Origin of the sequence: Mesorhizobium sp. NZP2298 (assembly GCF_013170825.1) — a bacterium.
GTDB lineage: Bacteria > Pseudomonadota > Alphaproteobacteria > Rhizobiales > Rhizobiaceae > Mesorhizobium.
The window spans coordinates 5787767-5808057 of record NZ_CP033365.1 but is presented as its reverse complement, the minus strand read 5'-3'; the positions used below and the strand labels follow the sequence as shown (position 1 = coordinate 5808057).

Annotated in this window: 16 protein-coding genes; 10 read left to right on the top strand and 6 right to left on the bottom strand. The window is 63.4% G+C overall.

Annotation, left to right across the window (positions count from 1 at the left end; translation table 11 throughout):
- Positions 1-43 precede the first annotated feature (43 nt).
- The gene (gene fghA, locus EB231_RS28055; RefSeq protein ID WP_172351674.1) at positions 44-901 is read left to right on the top strand and encodes an S-formylglutathione hydrolase; all 858 of its coding nucleotides are present in this window, start codon (positions 44-46) and stop codon (positions 899-901) included.
- Positions 902-947: 46 nt separating this feature from the next.
- Here fghA and EB231_RS28050 read toward each other — a convergent pair whose 3' ends face one another.
- Together EB231_RS28050 and EB231_RS28045 are read right to left on the bottom strand one after the other, a co-directional pair.
- Positions 948-2231, bottom strand: a complete 1284-nt coding sequence (locus EB231_RS28050; RefSeq protein WP_172351673.1) for an NAD(P)/FAD-dependent oxidoreductase — start codon at positions 2229-2231, stop codon at positions 948-950.
- A 167-nt stretch (positions 2232-2398) separates the two neighbouring features.
- Complete coding sequence (locus EB231_RS28045) at positions 2399-3502, bottom strand: histidinol-phosphate transaminase (RefSeq protein WP_246740735.1); 1104 nt, start codon at positions 3500-3502, stop codon at positions 2399-2401.
- 233 nt (positions 3503-3735) lie between these two features.
- Between EB231_RS28045 and EB231_RS28040 the strand changes: the two genes are divergently transcribed.
- From EB231_RS28040 to EB231_RS28010, 7 genes are all read left to right on the top strand, one after another.
- A complete protein-coding gene (locus tag EB231_RS28040; RefSeq protein ID WP_172351672.1) occupies positions 3736-4509 on the top strand; it encodes an SDR family NAD(P)-dependent oxidoreductase in 774 nt (257 codons plus the stop codon).
- An 83-nt stretch (positions 4510-4592) separates the two neighbouring features.
- Entirely contained in the window at positions 4593-5915 is a 1323-nt protein-coding gene (hisD, locus tag EB231_RS28035) for a histidinol dehydrogenase (RefSeq protein ID WP_172351671.1), read from the top strand.
- A gap of 15 nt (positions 5916-5930) precedes the next feature.
- Positions 5931-6956 (top strand): zinc-dependent alcohol dehydrogenase, encoded by a 1026-nt coding sequence (locus EB231_RS28030; RefSeq protein ID WP_172351670.1) that lies wholly within the window; start codon positions 5931-5933, stop codon positions 6954-6956.
- A 31-nt stretch (positions 6957-6987) separates the two neighbouring features.
- Complete coding sequence (gene hutC / locus EB231_RS28025) at positions 6988-7719, top strand: histidine utilization repressor (RefSeq protein ID WP_172351669.1); 732 nt, start codon at positions 6988-6990, stop codon at positions 7717-7719.
- 262 nt (positions 7720-7981) lie between these two features.
- Positions 7982-8989, top strand: coding sequence for an ABC transporter substrate-binding protein (locus EB231_RS28020; RefSeq protein ID WP_172353044.1), 1008 nt, complete (start codon positions 7982-7984; stop codon positions 8987-8989).
- Positions 8990-9017: 28 nt separating this feature from the next.
- Entirely contained in the window at positions 9018-9881 is an 864-nt protein-coding gene (locus EB231_RS28015) for an ABC transporter permease (RefSeq protein ID WP_172351668.1), read from the top strand.
- Between the two features lie 10 nt (positions 9882-9891).
- Complete coding sequence (locus EB231_RS28010) at positions 9892-10674, top strand: ABC transporter ATP-binding protein (protein ID WP_172351667.1); 783 nt, start codon at positions 9892-9894, stop codon at positions 10672-10674.
- Positions 10675-10747: 73 nt separating this feature from the next.
- On the opposite strand, the gene EB231_RS28005 is transcribed toward EB231_RS28010, so the two are convergent.
- Positions 10748-11104, bottom strand: coding sequence for a hypothetical protein (locus tag EB231_RS28005; RefSeq protein ID WP_172351666.1), 357 nt, complete (start codon positions 11102-11104; stop codon positions 10748-10750).
- A 111-nt stretch (positions 11105-11215) separates the two neighbouring features.
- Entirely contained in the window at positions 11216-11536 is a 321-nt protein-coding gene (locus EB231_RS28000) for a hypothetical protein (protein ID WP_172351665.1), read from the bottom strand.
- Positions 11537-11857: 321 nt separating this feature from the next.
- Here EB231_RS28000 and EB231_RS27995 point away from each other — a divergent pair, with 321 nt between their 5' ends.
- The gene (locus EB231_RS27995) at positions 11858-13303 is read left to right on the top strand and encodes a DHA2 family efflux MFS transporter permease subunit (RefSeq protein WP_172351664.1); all 1446 of its coding nucleotides are present in this window, start codon (positions 11858-11860) and stop codon (positions 13301-13303) included.
- 1518 nt (positions 13304-14821) lie between these two features.
- Here EB231_RS27995 and EB231_RS27985 read toward each other — a convergent pair.
- Entirely contained in the window at positions 14822-16717 is a 1896-nt protein-coding gene (locus tag EB231_RS27985; protein ID WP_172351662.1) for an ABC transporter ATP-binding protein, read from the bottom strand.
- Positions 16714-18570: an ABC transporter ATP-binding protein gene (locus EB231_RS27980; RefSeq protein ID WP_172351661.1), complete on the bottom strand. Its 1857-nt coding sequence runs from the start codon at positions 18568-18570 to the stop codon at positions 16714-16716. The genes EB231_RS27985 and EB231_RS27980 overlap by 4 nt, the downstream gene beginning before the upstream one ends.
- Positions 18571-18835: 265 nt before the next feature.
- Here EB231_RS27980 and EB231_RS27975 point away from each other — a divergent pair, with 265 nt between their 5' ends.
- Positions 18836-20275, top strand: a complete 1440-nt coding sequence (locus EB231_RS27975) for an NAD(P)-dependent oxidoreductase (protein ID WP_172351660.1) — start codon at positions 18836-18838, stop codon at positions 20273-20275.
- Positions 20276-20291 lie beyond the last annotated feature (16 nt).

Below are 20291 nucleotides of genomic sequence, written 5' to 3'. Positions count from 1 at the left end.
GTAGACAGGCGGCCGTGAAGGACGTTTGGCGGAGAAGAAACACATGTCGGACCGGATGAAGACCATCTCCTCGGCCAAGTCGCATGGCGGCGTGCAGGGCGTCTATTCCCACGCTTCGGATGTCTGCTCCTGCGACATGATTTTCGCCGTCTTCGTGCCGCCGCAGGCTCGTGAAAAACCTTGTCCTGTCGTGTGGTACCTCTCCGGCCTTACCTGCACCCATGCCAACGTCATGGACAAGGGTGAGTACAGGCGCATGGCCGCCGAGCTTGGCCTGATCGTTGTCTGTCCCGACACCAGCCCTCGCGGCGCCGACATTCCCGACGAGAAGGACAATTGGCAGTTCGGCGCCGGCGCCGGCTTTTACCTCGATGCGACGCAAGAGCCCTACGCCAGGAACTACCGCATGTATTCCTATGTCGCCGAGGAATTGCCGGCGTTGATCGCGCGGGAATTTCCGGCTGACATGACGCGCCAGGCGATCTTCGGCCACTCGATGGGCGGGCATGGCGCGCTGACGATCGCGCTCAAAAATCCCCAACGTTTCAAAAGCTGCTCGGCCTTCGCGCCGATCGTGCAGCCGAGCACCGCCGGCTGGTCGCGGCCGGCTTTCGAAAAGTATCTCGGCGCGGACGAGACATCATGGCGGCCTTACGATACCACCTTGCTCATCGAGGATGGCCACCGTTTCCCGGAGTTTTTCGTCGATCAGGGAACGTCGGACGGATTTCTCAATGATGGGCTGAAGCCCTGGCTTCTGGAGGCTGCCTGCGCCAAGGCTGGCATTGCGCTGACGCTGCGCATGCAGGATGGCTACGACCACTCGTATTTCTTCATTTCGACATTCATGGACGACCATCTGAGATGGCATGCCCAAAGATTGTCTGACCTGAAAGCATAGTTTTTCTCGCGATCCGTGAGCCGTCAGGCCGTGCGGGCTCACCGCGTCAGATCCCGAACCGGTCCTTCAGCCGCCCGGAAAGGATCGCGGCCTTCACCCCGAGCGGCCAGAAGCGGTGAAACCGGATTGGCTGGAGCGGCGATATCGGCATGGGAAACAGCGACGTCTCGTTGCCTCGCAGGCGCCGCGCCAGGGCAGCGCCTATTGCCGATGCCATGGCGACGCCACGGCCATTGTAGCCAAGGCAGATCAGGACGCCGTCTTCCGGCTCGTGAATGTGCAGAAGATGGTCCTTGGTGATCGCTACCCGGCCGTTCCAGGCGTGTGTCCAGCGTATGCCCGCAAGCGCCGGCCACAGCCGCAGCGCATAATCGGTGAGGTAGCCGATGGCGGAAGCATCTCCGATGGGCCTCATCGGTCCCCGGCCGCCCATGAGAAGACGGTTCTGGGCGTCGATGCGGTAGTACACGGTGATGTTGCCGGCCTCGTAGACGACAGGCCTGTCGGGGAGAATTTGGGTCGCGACCGTCGATGAAAGAGGTTCGGTCGCCGCGATCGCGCTGAACACCGGAACCAGCGACTGCTGCAGGCCCGGCCACAGGGTTCCGGTATAGCCATTGGTCGCGACAAGCACTTTCTCGACGCTGATTGAGCCGTTCGCGGTTTTGAGGACCCATCGCCCGGCCTCCCGCTTCAGCGAGAGGACTTCGCTGCCGCCAAATATCCGCGCGCCGGCGTCCCGTGCGGCTTCTGCCAGGCCAAGGCTGTATTTCAGAGGGTGGAGGTCGCCGCCGCGGGCATCGAACATGCCCGATATGTAGCGATCGGTTCCGGTGCGCGCCGCCATCGCCTGTGCGTCCAGTATTTCGACCGGCATTCCCCGCCGCACGCATTGCGCGGCCGTGGTCCGTACGGCGGCTTCCGGCTTCGGCCGGATGGCCGCGCGTATGGTACCGTTCTGCCGCGCCTCGCAGGCGATCGACAGGCGCCTGATAAGACCGAAGGTGAAATCCGGCGCACTGTAGGAGAAATCGATCATCCGTGGCCCAAGCTCGGGGCCGAACATCGCCTCGATCGTGTCGGGATCGTATTTGAGGCCGGGATTGACCTGGCCGCCATTCCTGCCCGACGCGCCCCAGCCCGGCTGTCGGGCCTCGATCACGGCAACGTCGTCGCCGGCTTCCGCCAGATGCAGGGCGGTCGAAAGGCCGGTGAAGCCACCGCCGACAATCGCGACCGTCGCCCGCCGCGCGCCGGCGAGGGCAGGGTAGTCGCCGGTGCCGCCGGCCGTTTCGCGGTAGAGGCTCTTCGGTGGGTTGCTCTCAAGCATGCTGGGCATCGTCAAGGTGACAGGGAAGAACACAGGCCCGAGAGGCTGGACGGAAGCCGTCGGGCGAAAGGGGATGCGCCACCTGCGAAAAACTCCATATTGCAACGGCAGACCGTCGGATATCGTGCCCGGTGCGCGCCAGGCAATTCAGCATGGCTTTCGGGAAATCACAACAGCTGCGACAGCGCCGCCATGAAGTGGTCGTTCTCCGCTGGCGAGCCGATGCTGACACGCACGTAGCTGTCAAAACCGTCCTGCCTCCACGGTTTGACGATGACGCCTTCGCGCAGCAGGCCTTCGACGAATGCGCTGGCATCTTGCCCGCAGTTGAAGAACAGGAAATTGCCTCGGGAACGGGCGACTTCGAGGCCCTTGCTCGCCAGGAAATTCTCGAGACGCGCTCTCTCCGTCCTGGCCAGTGCGACGACCTTGGCGAGGTGTTCCTCATCCGCGAGCGCGGCCAGCGCGGCCGCCTGCGCAACGCCATTGGCGTTGAACGGTGTGCGCACCCTGTCGAGCAGCGCACGCAATTCCGGATCGCCGACGATGCCGAAGCCGATCCGCAATCCAGCCAGGCCGAACGCCTTGGAAAATGTCCGCAGCACGATCCAGGGCCGGTCGCGTTCGCTGAGGTAACGCAGTGACGAGGCATAGTCCTCACCTAGCGCATATTCGGCATAGGCTTCGTCGATGACGATCAGAGTCTCCTCACCGACGGCATCCAGCACCTTCGACAGATCCCTGCCGGAGAGCCAACTGCCGACGGGGTTCATAGGGTTCGAGAACATCAGCAAGCGCGGCCTTTCGCGCACCGCCTCGATCAGGCCGTCGACATTGATCGTGAGATCGTCGTTGACGGCCACACGGTGGATGGTTGCGCCCATCAGCGTCGCATAGTCCTCGTGCAGCGGGAACGACGGATAAAGCGTGACGATGGTATCGCCGGGCCGCAACACCGCGCGGCTGATGACGGAGAGCAAGTCCTCCGACCCATTGCCGAGGATAATTTGGTCCTCGTTGAATTCATATCTCGCGGCGATGGCCTGGCGCAGTGCGCGCCCGGCCGGATCCGGATAGAGCCGGAACATCTCGCCGCCGGCCTGCATCATGGTGGCGAGCGTCGGGCTCGGGCCTAGCGGGTTTTCATTCGAGCCCAGCTTGGCGATCCTGGCTGGAGCGTATCGCTGCATGACTTCGGCGATGGTCAGCCCGGAATTGTAAGGCGACAGGCGCGTAACCTCGGCTCGGACCATATTCGCGGCTTTTGACACGAGCGGGCTCCTCTGCGGCCATGCGACGGACTCCCGTCATCGACCGGGTTTCTCAAACACTGGATTTCGCTGCATCGTCCCCGGGGGGCGAGCCGGGTCACCGACAGGCGTGCGGGTGCGGCGAATTTTGACAGGAGTAGCGTAGCCGAAACAGTTTGTACATGCTTGTATATGGAACCTGATCTGATAGTCTCGCCATGCAAGCGGGAGCCGACAGCGGCAAGGAGGATCACATGCGCAATGCTTCTCTGTTCGATCTTGCCGGCAGGAAGGCGCTGGTCACCGGCGCCAGCCGGGGCATCGGCCGCAGCATCGCCGAGGCGCTGAGCGCTGCCGGCGCCGATGTCGCGGTCACCGCGCGCAGCCTGGCCTCGCTTGAGGAGACGACAGCAGCGATCCGCGCGGCCGGCGGGGTTGCGCATGCGGTTGCCCTCGACGTCACCGATGTCGATCGCTGCCGGACGGCCACCGCCGAGGCTGCAAGCCTGCTTGGCGGTCTCGATATCCTTGTCAACAATGCCGGGATGGAAGAGGTCAGGCCCTCGCTCGACGTCGACGAGGCGCTGTGGGATCGGATCGTCGATACCAATCTCAAGGGCGCGTTCTTCTGCGCCCAGGCCGCGGCAAGGCAGATGCGCGACGCCGGCCGACCCGGCGCCATCATCAATCTCTGCTCGCTGACCTCGGAAGTCGGCATCCCCACCGCGGTGCCCTATGGCTCGTCGAAATCCGGTCTGCTCGGCATGACGCGGGCGCTGGCAGCGGAATGGGCGGATCTCGGCATCCGGGTCAACGCCATCGCTCCGGGCTACTTTAGGACCGCGATGACGGATGTGTTCTACAGCAACGCGGCATGGCAGCAGTCGATGCTGGCCAAGATCCCGCAGCACCGTTTCGGCGATCTCCGTGACCTGCACGGCGTCGCCGTGTTCCTTGCCTCGGATGCGGCGGCCTACATCACCGGCCAGTCCATTCCGGTGGATGGCGGCTTCCTGGCATCGATTTGAGGCGGCTCGCACCAAGGTTCGAAATCAAAATCTTTCGCACTGTGACCGGCCGGCACATTGCGTTCCAACAACGAGGAATATCCATGTCCGACATCAGCTTCCACGATCTGTCATCCCTCGACAACACCCAGCGGGGCGGCCTGCTGAAACGCGCCGAGAGCGATCTGTCTGTCTTCGTCGAAAAGGTCCGCCCGATCATCCAGGCCGTCAAGGACGAGGGCGATGCCGCGCTGATCCGCTTCGCCAGGGAACTCGACAAGGCTGATGTCACGGAGGGCGGGCTGAAGGTCTCGGAAGCCGAGTTCGACGCCGCATTCGACAAGGTCGAAAAAGAGGTCGTGGAAAGCATAGGCTTCGGCATCGACAACATCCGGCGTTTCCATGAGGAGCAGAAGCCGGAAACCATGTGGCTCAAGGAAGTTCGGCCGGGCGCCTATGCCGGCGACCGCTACACGCCGATCGCCTCCGTCGCGCTTTACGTGCCGCGCGGGAAGGGTGCGTTTCCGTCGGTGACGATGATGACGTCGGTTCCGGCGGTCATTGCCGGCGTGCCGCAGATCGCCATCGTGACGCCGCCGACATCGGATGGCTCCGTGGATGCGGCGACGCTCGTGGCTGCTCGTCTCGCCGGCGTGCAGACGGTGTACAAATGCGGCGGCGCCCAGGCCGTCGCCGCCGTCGCCTACGGCACCGAGACGGTCAAGCAGGCGCTCAAGATCGTCGGCCCCGGCAGCCCGTGGGTGGTTGCGGCCAAGAGCGTGCTGTCGTCGATCATCAACACCGGTCTTCCGGCTGGCCCGTCGGAAGCCGTCATCTTCGCTGATGACAGCGTCGACGGCGGCCTTGCCGCGCTCGATCTGTTGATCGAGGCCGAACACGGGCCGGATTCCTCGGCCTATCTGGTGACGCACAGCCGCAAGGTCGCCGAGGCTGCACTTGCCGCACTCCCGGAGCACTGGTCGCGGATGACCGAACAGCGCGTGGAATTTTCGCGCGCGGTGCTGACCGGAAAACGCGGCGGCATCGTGCTGACCGCGTCGCTGGAAGACAGCTACCGCTTCATCAACGACTATGCGCCGGAGCATCTGGAAATCCTGTCGAAGGAGCCGTTCGCGCATCTCGGGCACATCACCGAGGCGGCCGAAATCCTGATGGGTCCGCATACGCCGGTGACGCTTGCCAACTTCGTCCTTGGGCCAAATGCCGTGCTGCCAACCAGCCGCTGGGCGCGCACCTATGGGCCGCTCTCAGTGACGGATTTCGTCAAGCGCTCGTCGGTCGGCTATGTCACCTCCGCCGCCTATCCGGAATTGGCGAAACATGCCCGCAGGCTCGCCCGCTACGAGGGCTTCAGTTCGCATGAGAACGCGGTCTCGGAGATCCGCGACCGCTACCTCGCCTGCTGAGCGGAGACGATGGCGATGAAGGCGGCACGGCTTTATGGACCCGGCGATCTGCGGGTGGAGGACATCACCGCGCCGGGCGCGCCGGATGCGGGCTGGGTGAAACTCAGGGTCGACGCCGCCGGCATCTGCGGTTCGGACCTCCACAATTTCCGCACCGGCCAATGGATAGGCCGGTCGCCTTCAACGGCCGGCCATGAACTGACCGGCACGGTGATCGCGCTCGGCGAGGGCGTCGACACCATCGCCGTCGGCGACAGGGTGGTTGCCGATTCCCGCTTCTGGTGCGGGGACTGCGTGCAATGCCGTGCTGGCCGGCGCCATCTCTGCGCCTCGCTGGGCTTCGTCGGCGAGGTCTGCGACGGCGGCTTCGCCGAGCAGGCGGTGTTGCCCGAGCGTCTGCTGCATGGTGTCGATCCAGCGATTGACGAGCGGGTCGCCGCGATGGCCGAGCCGCTTGCCGTGGCGCTGCACGCGGTGCGGCGTCTGCCGAAGACGGCAGGCTCCGTGCTTGTCGTCGGCTGCGGGCCGATCGGTGGTCTTGCCGCGCTGCTGCTCTCCCGAACCTTCCCTGGCACCGTGCTTGTCGCCGACCGCAACCAGGCGCGCTGCGCCCGCGTGGCAGGGGTGACCGGCGCAACAATCGTCGACCTCGACCGCGACGCCATTGCCGCCGCGACCGGCAATGCCCCATTGCTGGCCGCCGTAGAGGCGACCGGCAGCATCGCCGCGTTCACCCAGTTGCTCGGGGTTCTCGATGCCGGCAGCGCGGTGGCGATGGTCGGCATCTTCCATGGCCGTCTCGACTTCGATCCCAACCTTCTGGTCGAACGCGAGATCGCGCTGCTGGGGTGCCATGCCTTCGCCGACGAACTGCCCGACGCTGTCGGGATGCTGGGTGAATTGAGCGAGCCGCTGCTGGCCCTGATCGATCGCGAGATCGGCCTCGACGACATTCCGGCCACCTATGAGCGGCTGTTGGCGGGGGAGAGCGACGGCTTGAAAACAATCATCCGCATGCGGCAACCTGTTGAGCCGGCGTGATTTCCGATAAATTGCCGGAAAGGATTTTGAAATGATCGATTTGCCCGATACGGCAAGCCCCCTTTACGAGAAGGTGAAGGACTACATCCTGGCCAACATCGGATCGGGCAAGTGGGGCAAGGATCGCAAGCTGCCGTCCGAGAACGAGCTGGTGGTTTCGCTGGGTGTCTCGCGCATGACGGTTCACCGCGCCTTGCGGGAACTGACCGCGGCGGGCTTCCTGATCCGGCTGCAAGGTGTGGGCACCTTCATCGCGCCGCCCCGGCCGCAATCGACGCTGATCGAGATCAACAACATCGCGGCCGAGATCGTCGAGCGCGGCAACCGGCATCGCTCGGAAGTCCTCGTGCTGGAAACCATCACGCCGACAAAGGAGCTTGCGCTGTCCTTCGAGTTCCCGAAGCGTGTGTCGATCTATCACTCGGTCGTCGTCAATTTCGAGAACGATCTGCCGGTGCAGCTGGAAGAGCGCTTCGTCAATCCGAGCCTGATCCCCGACTACGACAAGCAGGATTTTTCGAAGACGGCGACCTACGACTACCTCATGCATAAGACCCCGGTGACCGAGGTCGAGCACATCATTTCCGCCATCCCGGCCGATGCCGAGACGGCGCGGCATCTCAACATCGATGTCGGCAGCTGCTGCCTGTTTCTGCACCGCCGCACATGGACGGGCGCGATCGTCGCCACCATCAGCAAGCTGACCTATGCCGGCAGCCGCTACTCGCTCGGCAGCCGCTATTCCCCCACCAAGACCAACTGACGGCAGCAGGGCGAGTGCGTGACAGATGGCGGGAGGCTGATGGGCCGAATTGCCAGGAAATCTGTGCCAGTCTAACTTGTATATGCATGTATGTATTTTAGTCTTGACATCCGCTGCCGCTGCCGCTGAAATATCGCTGCACTTCACCATGAAGTGGTGGGCAAGACGCCGAGGCACAGTGCCGCGAGAGCAGAAACCCGCAGTCTCACCAGACCGGATGCCTGGGTAAAAAAGCGGTCTGATCATCAAGGGGAACTGGATGATGCGTAACCTAGCAGCACAATTTCGCGCGCTCATGATGGCCGCCGCCATCGGGCTCGCCGCCGCGCCAGCGGCCCACGCGGCCGATGCCGCCATTCCCACGACGCCCGAGGCCGGATCGTTCAAGATCGGCATCGAGCCCTGGCTCGGCTATGGCCAGTGGCACGTCGCCGACGCCAAGGGCCTGTTCAAGGCGAACGGACTGCCGGACGTCCAGATCGTAAACTTCGCCGAGGACAAGGACATCAACGCCGCTTTGGCCAGCGGCCAGCTCGACGCGGCCAACATCGCCACCCACACGGCGATGGGCATGGTTGCCGCCGGCCTGCCGGTGAAGATCGTGCTGCTGCTCGATGTCTCGATGACGGCCGATGCCATCATCGCAGGCAAGGACGTCACCACCATCGCCGACCTCAAGGGCAAGCAGGTCGCCTTCGAGGAAGGCACGACGAGCGACATCCTGCTCAAATATGCGCTCGCCAAGAACGGTATGTCGATCGACGATGTGAAAGCCGTTCCGATGCCGGCGTCCGACGCCGGCGGCGCGCTGATCGCGGGGCAGGTGCCGGTCGCGGTCACTTACGAACCATACCTCACCGTCGCCATGGCGCAGAACAAGGACGTCAAGCTGCTGTTCACCGCCGGCGAGGATCCCGGCCTGATCAGCGACGTGCTGGTGGTGCGTGACGAGGTGATCAAGTCCCGGCCCGGCCAGGTGCTGGCGATGATCAAGAGCTGGGACGCCGCACTCAAGGATTACAACGCAGACACGCCCGGCGGCCGCGCCATCATCGCCAAGGCGGTCGGTTCCGACGTCAAGGACCTGAACACCGCTTTCGACGGCGTGCGCTACTACTCGCTGGCCGAAAACAAGACGGCGCTCACCGGCGATTTCACCACCAAGACCTTCGCCGACGTCGAGGCGGCGGCCAAGAACGCCAAGCTGCTGCAGGCCGACGTGACGCCGGAGCAGATGATCGACCCGTCCTTCGTCAAGGCGGCGCAATGACCAAGGCCGGATCGCGGTGGTAACGCAGATGCCCGCGGAGCCTCCGGCGAAAACCGGCCCGGCGCGCCCCACGCCAGCGGCGGCCACGAAACAGGCGAGGCGCCGCCGATCCTCGGGGATCGGCGTCCCCATAGCGAGGTCGCGTTTCCTGATGATCGCGGTGGCCGTCTTTGTCGGGCTTGGCCTTGCCTGGTGGGCGGCGACCGGCCTGGAATGGGTGAAGCCGATCTTCCTGCCGTCGCCCGGCAGCGTCGCGACCCAGATCGCCAAGCTCGCCACCGACGGCACGCTGTGGGTGGACCTCACGGCCTCGGCGTATCGCATTTCCATCGGCTTCCTCATCGCCTCGGCGCTGTCGATCCCGATCGGCGTGCTGATCGGCAGTTTCCGCTCCTGGGAAGCGGCCATCGAGCCGCTGGTGGATTTCATCCGCTACATGCCTGTCGTCGCCTTCGTGCCGCTCTCCATCCTGTGGGCCGGCACCGGCGATACCCAAAAGTTCCTGATCATCTTCATCGGCACTTTCTTCCAGCAGGTGCTGATGATCATGGACAATGTGAAGCGGGTTCCCGCCGATTTCATCGGCCTTGGCCGCACGCTCGGCCTGCCGGACCACAAGATCCTGACGCGCATCGTGGTGCCCAGCGCCTTGCCGGGCATCTGGGATACGCTGCGCATCAGCCTTGGCTGGGCGTGGACCTGGCTTGTACTGGCCGAACTCGTCGCGGCGACGTCGGGGCTTGGCTATCGCATCACGGTGTCGCAGCGCTATTTCCAGACCAACACCATCATCGGCTACATCCTGCTGCTCGGCCTTCTCGGTCTCATCACCGATCAGGTCATGAAGGCGCTGGAAAAGGTCCTGTTCCGCCAGGATGGCCATTCGCAATGAGGAACCGCCGATGACCGTTCCCAAATTGCGCATCGCCGGTCTCGACAAGAGCTTCGGCACCGGCGAGCGGCGCACGCAAGTGCTGCGCGACATCAACCTCGATCTTGCCGACAATGAGTTCGTCTCGCTCGTCGGCACGTCGGGCTGCGGCAAGAGCACGCTGTTGTCGATCGTCGCCGGACTGCAGGACTTCGACGCTGGCGATCTCAGCATCGATGGCGCGCCCATCCTGCAGCCTGGTCTCGACCGTGGCGTCGTCTTCCAGTCCTACACGCTGCTTCCCTGGTTGACGGCGCGGCAGAACATCGAGTTCGCCCTCAAGGCCGCCGGTTACGATCGCACGGCCTGCCGTGAGATCGCGCTCGAGCATCTCGACCTCGTCAAGCTGTCGCAGAGTGCCGACCGCTTTCCGTCCGAACTGTCGGGCGGCATGAAGCAGCGTGTCGCCATTGCGCGCGCGCTGTCCTATCGCCCCAAGATGCTGCTGATGGACGAGCCCTTCGGCGCGCTCGATGCTCTTACCCGGCATCAGATGCAGGAACTGCTGACCCAGATCTGGGAAGAGCACAGGCTGACCGTGCTCTTCGTCACGCATGACGTGGAGGAAGCCGTCTATCTGTCGGACCGGATCGTCGTCATGGGGATCGGTCCGGGACGCATCATGCAGACCTTCGACGTCGACATCGAACGCCCGCGCCGGGAAGAGGTGATGGAAACCCCGACCTTCATGGATTTGCAGCGCGGCGTCCACAAGGCGATCCGCGAGGCATCAAGGCGCCCCGAAATCGCCTAGCATCCGGGCGCTCGACATTCCGAGCCCGACGGAACCATGGCACCAGAGCGCAGGTGCCATGGCCGGACAGGGATCAGAGAATTCCGAATGGGCCATAATAATAGGGGCGGTATGGGACACAGAGCCCAAGCGCCAGCTGAACGGGTCCGCAATAGTAGTCATCATAGTACCCGCCGTAATAGCCGCCCCTCCAGCCACCGCCGGCCCAATGGCGACCGCGTTCATATCCGTGGTGAAAGGCGTATCTATGCCCGCCACCGTAATGGCGGCCACTTTGGCGGCCGCCAAAGTGGCCGCCGCCGAAATGACCCATGGCATGGCCACCGCCATTGTGCCTGACGAACGCGGCGTCGGCCGTGGTGGCGAATGAAGTCGTGCCTGCTGCCAATGCCAGCACGACCGAGCTTGCGAAAACGAATTGTCTTTTCATGAGCGTCACTCCTATCTGTTTGCGACACTGCGTACGGGAGGAAAACGGCCTCCTTGGCGTCCCGGAACATCCGGGCGCCTGTCTTGCTCAGGCCGGCGGTGCGGTCAGCGATCAGGGGCCGTGGGGACCGCACAGGTCGAGCGTCCACGCGATGGTTCCGCAGAAGTCGCCAGCGTAGCCATGGTAGCTGCCGTAACCGTTGTAGTAGTTGTCCATCCAGCCATTGCCGGTGGCCGAATTGCCGCCGGTCCAACCGCCGCCAACCCAGCCGCCGTGACCTCCATGCCCGCCATTCGAATGGCCGCCATGGGCAGCGGTGAGGTGGACATAATGATGCTTGACGACGGCGGCATCGGCGACGGTTGCAAACGGGATCGCGCTGGTGGCCAGGGTCAGCAGGATGGAGCTGAGGAATACGAGTTGTCTTTTCATGGGAATGTCTCCTTTCCGTTCCAAAGATATGGGAAGGAAAGCCGTCCCGCGTCGGACACGTTCCTTCACGAAACCGGGACGGCGCTCGCTGAACTGCGCAGCGTCTTTGGGTGACGTCGCTGGTCCAGCCGGTGCCCAGTCCGCTCACGGCGGCCGGTCAAGATTTGTTGACTTCCGGCAGGGTGGAAAGGACTACCCCCAACCTATTTGTCGGACCATAAGACGTCCGTGCGATCAGGTCCCGGCTGGCTGGCACAAGTGAGGCAATCTTGCCTTTGAACCGGGATGCGCCACTTTGGCCACAACTTGTAAGCAGCCTGCATGACGGAATTGGCCGGAGCATTGGAACAGCCTCAATTTGCCACCGAGCGCGATCCGCGGCTGAGGCTGATCATCCCGATCATCGTCGCCATCGCCTTTCTGATGGAGCAGCTCGACTCCACCATCATCACCACCGCGATCCCGGCCATCGCGCAAAGCCTCGACACGACGCCGGTCCGCCTCAACCTTGCGATTACCACCTACATTCTGACGCTCGCCGTGTTCATTCCCGTCAGCGGCTGGTTTGCCGACAGGTTCGGCGCGCGCAGGGTGTTCGCGCTGGCGCTGTTCACCTTCACCCTTGGCTCGGCCCTATGCGGCATGGCCAACAGTTTCGGTATGCTGCTGGCCATGCGCGCGCTGCAGGGGTTGGGCGGCGCCATGATGACGCCGGTCGGGCGGCTCATCCTGCTGCGCAGCTTTCCGCGCAGCGGGCTGATCACCGCCATGACCTACATGACCTTGCCGGCCATCATGGGGCCGGTCATCGGGCCGCTGCTCGGCGGCCTGCTGACCACCTACGCCTCGTGGCGCTGGATATTCTACGTCAACGTGCCGTTTGGCTGCGTTGGCATCCTGGCGGCGCTGCGCTTCGTCGACGATTTCCACGAGGAAACAGTGCAGCGCTTCGACTTCGCGGGGTTCCTGATGGTGGGATGCGGCGTCGCGCTGCTGCAATTCGGGCTGGAAAACATCGGCCGGCCGATCATTCCCGTTTCAGCCACAGTGCTGGTCCTGGCCGCGTCCGTCCTGCTGCTGCTGGCTTTCGGGCGCTATGCGCGCCGCGTCGTGGCACCGGCCGTCGACCTGACGCTGTTTCGATTTCGCTCCTTCTGGGTCGGCACGCTTGCCGGCGGCCTGTGCCGCGTAGGTCTCAACGGCGTGCCGTTTCTGATGCCGCTGATGTTGCAGGTCGGCTTCGGCATGAGCCCGGTCACCTCGGGCTCGCTGACATTCGTCGGCAGCTTCGGCGCCTTGCTGATGCGGCCGCTGCTGTCGCCGCTGCTGCGTCGCTTCGGCTTCAGTGCCGTGCTGATCGGCAGCGCCATCGTCGGCTCCGCCACCGTGGCTGGTTTCGCCCTGATGAATGCCGATACGCCGCATTGGATGATCGGCCTTTACGTCTTCCTGTTCGGCATCGTCCGCTCGGCCCAGTTCATGACCTCCAACACGCTATCCTATGCCGACCTGCCCGCGGACAAGCTCAGCCGCGCCACCAGCCTTGGCGGCGTGCTGCAGCAGCTCAGCGTTTCGCTTGGCGTCTCGATCGCAGCCATGCTGCTGGGCCTGATCGCGGGGGAGACCCACGTGCTCACGCCGGAACGTTTCCACCAGGTATTCCTGTTGACCGCGATCATCCCGCTGATCTCCATTCCCGGCTTTCTGTACCTGCGCGCCGAGGACGGCGTGCAGGTCAGCGGCCACGTCAGGGGAACGCGCAAATAGGTCTCTCGGAGAGCGTGGCAGGCAGCGACCTCTTCGGTTCGAACTCTGCCCGCACCGGCCACGCCGCCCGGCCGACTGCAGCGTCCAATTCCATCTCATCCTGCGAATGTCGGCGAACGAGGCGTAGTTCGCCGTTTCCGAAACAAATGCATCTGTCAAAGCCGTTGCGGGCAATCGCGAGAAAAAAGGCTGAACCGCTATGCCGGGCGTGAAAGCGTCGCCTGGGATATTGCAGTTTCGGAACCATCGCCTGTCGCTGAAGGTTGATGTAGCCCAGACTGGTCGTGAGGCCGAAGCCGAGCCAGGCTGTCTATCATGCGAGGCACAAATGGCTGACACAAACGCGGGCATACCCCAAGACGAGCCTTATGGCGTCACCTACTTTGCGAAGAAGTACGGTCTCACGCTGAAAGATGCCAAGTTCATCATTGCGGCGAATGGGCCATCGCGAAGGGCGTCTGATGCGGCAGCTGCTGCATTCCTACGGAACAAAGCCGCGAGGTTCAGGAAGTGGCTTCGCTGATTGTGCCAAGACCAATGCATCGGCCATCCGCGTCCAGAATCAGCTATTCCTTCGGTAGCGAAGACAGATGCCGGCCGTCGCTCATGCGAGGCGATGAACGTGCCACGGCCAAGTTCAGCTCCTGGGCGGCCGTGTCGCACCTGACGCGTGAGGGGCCGAAATCCTTGGTGATCTGTCGTGCCTGAGCCTGCGTGATCCCATGCTTCCTGGCGAAATATGCTATTTCGTAGGGTTTTTGCATAGCCGGTTAGCGCCATCTCTTCTTTTTATCGAGCGGCAGAGGACGAACTGCCCCCGCCGAAAACGTGTATGTGGCAAAAGGATCCGGCCTGTGAGCGGGATGTCCATATCCAAATCGACCGCCGAAATCTCCTTCAGCATTCTGATTTTGGGATGGGAATTCGGGCGGCATACCGACTGAACCGGTGTGATCGTGATCGTCCGTCCCCAGTATGCCAGGTTTCTTCATGCAGCTAAAGAAATCGGCAGGCCAGTTGGTTCCTTGACGAGCCAGGACATGGTTGCTGAAACCTTCCAACGGGGGTGAGAGGGCTAGCGGTTCCGATAAGCTAGCCATGCTTGATAAGTCCATTGGAACAAGAATGCCGTGCGGAACGTTGGTGTATGTCGAAATAAACAAGAACAATTCATGCTCTACAAGCAAGAGCGGTGGCCGCCAATCCGGCCACGCGCGCTCAGGAGGCGTAAATGGATATCACCACAATTCTGGTCATAGTTCTTATCGTTATTGTGCTCGGCGGTGGCGGTTTTTATGGTCGCGGTCGCTGGTACTAGCTTCAGTAACCGATGACGGTGTTGTCCCGCGCATCATGCGCCAGATATTAGCGGCCTTATTACCTCGTCGGCCGCACGGCCAGCGGGTTGCCGCTACCAGAGACGCGCCAGTCCCAATCGCCGCGGATCTGATCGCGAGTTGACGTGAGCCCGCGAAAAATCGATTTGTCGGACGGTCGGGTCGACTCGGCAAGAACCCCTCACGTCGCTTTGCCGATCGCCGCGTCCATTCCCATCTCTTCTTCGGAAATGTCGTCGAACGAAGCGTAGTTCATGTTGTAGAGGCGGGCGTAGAGGCCTTTCCTCTGCATCAACTGCTCGTGGTTGCCGCTTTCGACGATCTCGCCATTCTGCAACACGATGATGCGGTCGGCGCCGCGGATGGTGGCCAGCCGATGGGCGATGACCAGTCCGGTGCGGCCCTCCAGAAGCTTTATCAGCGCCTTCTGGATCAGCATCTCGGTGTAGGAATCGATGCTGGCGGTGGCCTCGTCGAGCACCAGGATCTTGGCGTCGGCCACCAGCGCGCGCGCAAAACTGATCAGCTGGCGTTGGCCGAGCGAGAGATTGCCGCCGCGCTGTTCGAGCTCGGTGTCGTAGCCATCGGGCAAGTGCTCGATGAAGTCGTGTGCACCGACCGCCTGTGCGGCGCGCACCACCTCTTCGCGGCTGGCTGATGTCTTGTGGTAGCGGATGTTTTCCAGCACCGTGCCGGAGAACAGGAACGGCTCCTGCAGCACCATGGCCACCTGATCGCCGAGCGAATCCTGCGTCAGGTCACGCACATCATGGCCGCCGACCAGAACCTCGCCCGACCAGACATCGTAGAAGCGGTGCACCAGCGCCATCGAGCTCGACTTGCCGGACCCGGTCGGGCCGACAAGGGCCACGGTCTCGCCCGGATTGACGCGGAAGGAGATGTTCTTCAGCACCGGCTGGTTCTGCCGGTAGCCGAAGGTGACGTTCTTGAATTCGACCGAGCCGTCCATGTCGCGCGACAGCGCCACCGCGTTTTCCTTGTCGCTGACATCCACCGGAACGTCGAGCACCTCGGAGATGCGCTGGCCCGAAGCCATGGCGCGCTGCATGACGCTGTACTGCATGGTCAGCGAGCGGATCGGGTCGAAGAAGCGCTGGATATAGAACAGGAACGCCACCATGACGCCGACATCGAGGCTATGTGACAGCACCATCGAACCGCCAACCACTATGACCGTCGCCATGGCGATGCCGGTCAGCGTGTCGACGATCGGCACCATCACCTGCGCGTATTTCGCCGACCGCAGATGGGCGTTGAGATTGGCCAGCACCTTCTCGTCGTACAGGTCGAAGTTGACATGCTGGCGCTCCAGGCTCTGCACGGTGCGCACGCCGTGGATCCCTTCGGCCAGAGCGCCATTGGCGATGGAGTTGGTCTCGTGCGCGGCCATGAAGGCGACCTTGGCGCGCGGCAGCCAGAACAGGCGCACGATGAACAGCATCGGCATGGTCGACAGCGTCAGCAGCCCGAGCCGAAAATCGAGCCAGAGCAGGACGGTGACGATGCCGAACAAAAGCACGATGTCGCCCACCGACATGACCGACGTCTCGAGGAATTCCTGCATCGAATTCACGTCGCCCTGCAGGCGCGACATCAGCCGGCCGACTTCGGTCTTGTCCATGAAGCTGAGCGAGACACGCTGCAGATGGCTGAACATGGCGCGGCGCAGGTCGGACAGCACGTTTTCGGCCACCTTGCCGACCACGCTCTCCTGCACATGGCTGGCGGCGTAGTTGACGAGGATGATCACGGTGAAGGCGGTGATCGCGAAGACCATCACCGAACGGTCGAGCCTGCCCGGAGCCATGCCGTGATCGATGGCGTAACGAATGACCAGCGGGATCGCGAGCTGCGTCAGCGTGAATACCAGCACCGCGGCGACCGAGATGAATATCCGGCCCCGATACGGCCTGACGAAACTCCAGATGCGCCTGATGATGCGGGGGTCATAGGCCTTGCCGAAAACCTCTTCCTCGTCGCGGTGCGAGCCGACGACCGCCTTTGTCGGCCGTCCGCTTTTGTCATCCTTCTCGTCGTCGTCCTGTGTCGGCATCATGCGGCTCCCTCGAGCCGGTCTTCGTCCGGTCGCAGTTGCAGGTCGTAGAGCGCGCGATAGCGCCCGCCGAGCGCCAGCAACTCCTCATGCGTGCCGCGCTCGACGATGCGACCGCCCTCCACGAACAGGATCTGGTCGGCATGCATCAGCGAGCTCAGCCGGTGCGAGATGATCAGCGTTACACGATCCCTGGCGAAGCGCTTCATCGCCGCGCGGATGCGCTGCTCGGTGCCGGCGTCGATGGCCGCCGTGGAATCGTCGAATACCAGAACCGATGGCCGCAGCATCAGGCTGCGCGCGATGGTCAGCCGCTGGCGCTGGCCGCCGGAAAGCGACGCGCCGCGCTCGCCGACGACCGTGGTGTAGCCGGCCGGAAGCCCGATAATGTAGTTGTGCAACTGGGCATACTCGGCGGCCTGTCCAATGCGGGTCTCACGCGCCCAGGGATTGCCGTAGGCGATGTTGTTCTCGATCGAGGTGGTGAACAGGAACGCGTCCTGCTGCACGACGCCGACCACCTTGCGCAGCGACTGCAGCGTGACCTTGCTTATGTCCTGGCCGTCGATGGTGATCGCGCCAGAGGTCACGTCGTAGAAGCGCGGGATCAGATGCGCGATGGTCGACTTGCCGCTGCCGGGCGGACCGACAATGCCGACCGTCTCGCCGGACCTGGCCTCGAAAGAGATGCCGGACAGGGTCGGGCGGCCGCCCGTGCCCTCATACCGGAAGCCGACATTGTCGAAACGCAGCACGCCCTCGGTGATGACCAGCTCTCTGGCATCGGGAACGTCCTTGATGTCGAGCTCGGTGTCGAGCAGTTCGAACAGCCGCGTGCCGCAGGTCGAGGCGCGCGCGAACGAATTGACCATCAGGCCGAGCTGGCGCACCGGCATCTGCAGGATGGTCATGAAGGTGAGGAACTGGGCCAGCGTGCCGACGCTGATCTGGCCCGCGATCACCTTCTGGCCGCCGAACCACAGAACCAGCCCCATGGCGGCCAGGAAGGAAAAATTCATGGCGCTGGTGTTGGAGACGCGGATGTCGACGCGTTCATTGGCCAGCTCTAGCGCGTCCTGCTTGGCGCGATCGAATTTTGCGAGCTCATGGCGCTGCGCCGCGAAGGCGCGCACGACACGGATGCCGCCGAGGTTCTCGTCCATCACCCGGCTCAGCACCGACAGCCGTTCCTGCAGGGTCAGCCAGGTGCTGCGCAGCTTCAGCTGAGTGACCGAGGAGCGCCAGGCAACGAACGGCACGAAGCTGAGGCTGAGCAGCCCGAGCATGAGATCGGTGCTGATCAAGAGGTAGGCGCCAACGCCGATCAGCACGCCAAGCAGCACCACGCGCAGGATGCCGGTGGAAAAGAACATGCGCACACCGTCGAGATCGAGCAGCCCGAGCGTGATGAGATCGCCGGTATGGACCCGGTCGTGGAAGGAGAAGCTCAGGCGCTGGATCTTCTCGTAGAAGGCGAGCCGCAATTCATAGCCGGTCTGGTGGCCGACCGCCTCGCCATAATAGTTCTGCGCCATGGTGAAGAGGCCACGCAGGATACTGACGACGAGCAGTGTCAGCGCCGTGTTCCAGAGCGCCTGCTCGGCCGCGGTTCCGGCGCCCGCCGCCATCACGCCCTGAGCCTGGTCGATGGCTCGTCCCAGGAGGCGCGGAATGAAAAGCTGCAGCGTCGCGGCGATGGCGGTCGAGACAAGGGTGATGGCGACTTGCCAGGGATGGCGCAGCGTCATGCGTACGATCCGCAACAAGGTGCCGAGGCCCTTGCCCCACGAGGCTTCCGCCACATGGGCAAACGATTTGCCGCGCTTCGCCACGCCGCTGGCTGCATCCGTGCTCAAAGGAAAATACCCAGTCCAATCCGGACATTAGCCCGGATGAATAAAGCAGACTCAGTTCTGATGGCGCGATGTTACGCGTGTCGGACTTGACCCTTCAAGGGGCCAATGGCGGCATCGCACTGTGCCTGAAAGGCGATCGTGTCGCAACTTGCCGCCGGTTTGCCGCCGGCGATCGATCTGGCACCTTTCCGGGCCGATAGGTTCTGACTTATTCAGGATACCCTGCTGCCGAAGCAGGGCTTGCCGCGCTTGCATGGGGAACGACGTGACCACAAACACCAACACACAGGCCGCGGAGCTGATCGATCCGCAAACCATCTACACGGTGCTGATCTGCGATCTGGTCGGCCTGCGACTCGGACCCGACGGGAAGCCTGATCCGAACGAGGCGCGCGTCCATGTCGAGGCCAAGGGCGGCCGCTTCCACTTGTCCGCGCTTGGCGACAAAGCCGACCTCGAACAGGGCCGGGTGCATTTCTTCTACCAGCCGGACCTCAGCACCCGGGAAGAGCTGATCGAAGCCGCGGGCGACGGACGTTATGACGCCGTCATCGCGGCGGCGACCTTTCTGCCCGCCGAGACCGTTTTTCCGCTAGCCGGCGTGCGCATCGGCGCCGGCACCGCCAATATGGGCTCTCGCTCCTGGGGCGGCGGCGGGGGCGAGGGCGGCACCGCGGTGCTGATGAACACGCCCGGCATCAATAGCCGCGCCACGGCGCAGATGGTGATGAAGGCGATCCTGAAAGTGCTGCCGGATCTCCCGGTCAACTTGCTGCACGACCGGGTGGCGCGCGGCGCCTTCGACACCGGCAGGGAACTGCGCGATTTTCCGACCGAGAAGCTCGAAGGCAAGACGATCGCGATCATTGGCTATGGCAATATCGGCCGCGAGGTGGCCAAGCTCGCCCGCGCCTTCGGCATGCACGTGGTGGTTCATGCGCGGCCACGGCACCGCGACTGGATCGAGGCCGAAGGTTTCGCCTATGCGGCGGACCTCGTCGATGCGGCGGAAGGCGCCGATGTGCTGAGTGTCCATGTCGGCCTGGGCAAGCAGGACGCGCAGACTGGCCGTTACGCCAATGCCGGGCTCATCGGTTCGGATGTCCTGTCACGCATGAACAGGGGCGCGGTGCTGGTCAATTACGACCGCGGTGAGCTTGTCGACGTTGCGGCGCTTGGCGACGCGCTGGATGCAGGGCAGGTGCGCCACGCCGCCATCGATGCCGATCTCTTCAGCGATGTATCGACCGGGCGTCTCTCCGGCCCGATGCTGCCCTATCTCGGTCTTGTCGAAAGGCATGGTGCCAGGCTTGAACTTCTGCCGCACGCCGCGGCCGACACGGACCATCCCTCGCGCGTGGCCGGCGCCAAGCAGGCCGTCGACCAGATTTTCGATGTCATCTGCCGCAAATCCGTGACCAATGCGAAAGGCACCGTGCCGCCGGGCTATCTTTCCCTTGGCGCGACGACGCCGCCCGGCATCGGACCGGTGACAGCGGATCATCTCCTGAAATTGACCGCCAGCGAGTGCTCCGAACTGGCTGATGTCTGCGACCGGCAAAGCCGGTTGTGGAAGGCTCTATCGGAGGCGCCTCCCGCCGAGCGCGGCGCGATTGTCGGTAGACAAGGCGAAGAACTTGTCCGGCTGATCGACCGCTTCTGCCTCCTGGCCGAGAAGCTCAATCTCAGGGGCCCTTACCAATAGTTCGGCCTGCCGTGCG

Bases quoted from the DNA above. Each gene is read 5' to 3' on its own strand.
- fghA (WP_172351674.1), top strand. From the start codon at position 44: ATGTCGGACCGGATGAAGACCATCTCCTCGGCCAAGTCGCATGGCGGC.
- EB231_RS28050 (WP_172351673.1), bottom strand. From the start codon at position 2,231: ATGCTTGAGAGCAACCCACCGAAGAGCCTCTACCGCGAAACGGCCGGC.
- EB231_RS28040 (WP_172351672.1), top strand. From the start codon at position 3,736: ATGCGCAATGCTTCTCTGTTCGATCTTGCCGGCAGGAAGGCGCTGGTC.
- hisD (WP_172351671.1), top strand. From the start codon at position 4,593: ATGTCCGACATCAGCTTCCACGATCTGTCATCCCTCGACAACACCCAG.
- EB231_RS28030 (WP_172351670.1), top strand. From the start codon at position 5,931: ATGAAGGCGGCACGGCTTTATGGACCCGGCGATCTGCGGGTGGAGGAC.
- hutC (WP_172351669.1), top strand. From the start codon at position 6,988: ATGATCGATTTGCCCGATACGGCAAGCCCCCTTTACGAGAAGGTGAAG.
- EB231_RS28020 (WP_172353044.1), top strand. From the start codon at position 7,982: ATGCGTAACCTAGCAGCACAATTTCGCGCGCTCATGATGGCCGCCGCC.
- EB231_RS28015 (WP_172351668.1), top strand. From the start codon at position 9,018: ATGCCCGCGGAGCCTCCGGCGAAAACCGGCCCGGCGCGCCCCACGCCA.
- EB231_RS28010 (WP_172351667.1), top strand. From the start codon at position 9,892: ATGACCGTTCCCAAATTGCGCATCGCCGGTCTCGACAAGAGCTTCGGC.
- EB231_RS28005 (WP_172351666.1), bottom strand. From the start codon at position 11,104: ATGAAAAGACAATTCGTTTTCGCAAGCTCGGTCGTGCTGGCATTGGCA.
- EB231_RS28000 (WP_172351665.1), bottom strand. From the start codon at position 11,536: ATGAAAAGACAACTCGTATTCCTCAGCTCCATCCTGCTGACCCTGGCC.
- EB231_RS27995 (WP_172351664.1), top strand. From the start codon at position 11,858: ATGACGGAATTGGCCGGAGCATTGGAACAGCCTCAATTTGCCACCGAG.
- EB231_RS27985 (WP_172351662.1), bottom strand. From the start codon at position 16,717: ATGATGCCGACACAGGACGACGACGAGAAGGATGACAAAAGCGGACGG.